1 pseudogene is annotated in these 320 nt (G+C 58.4%); it reads left to right on the top strand.

Going from position 1 to position 320, the window contains the following annotated elements:
* Positions 1–320: pseudogene (locus A1OO_RS23500) on the top strand (cadherin repeat domain-containing protein); the annotation flags it as partial.

The raw sequence follows: 320 nt of genomic DNA on the forward strand, positions 1-320 counted from the left end.
GACGATGCCACCTTTACGGTCACTCTGACCAACGACAGCACCACCAACACCGAGGTTACCTTGACGTTGGCGGGTGATTCCGCCGACAAGAACGTCGACTTCACGGGCACAACCGTGACCGTCAACGGCACCGAGATCTCCGTCGCCGCTGACGGCAGCTTCACCGTCGCTGTTGCTGCTGGCGACACCGCATTCAATGTGGTCGTTAACACCACGACGGATGACACCTACGAAGGCGATGAAACCTTTACTGTGTCAGCCAAGACAGACAATCAAGCCAGCGCGGTTATCGGCACTGCCACCATCACCGATGGCGGCCA

The sequence above is a fragment of the Enterovibrio norvegicus FF-33 genome, assembly GCF_000286835.2.
Classification (GTDB): Bacteria; Pseudomonadota; Gammaproteobacteria; order Enterobacterales; family Vibrionaceae; genus Enterovibrio; species Enterovibrio norvegicus_A.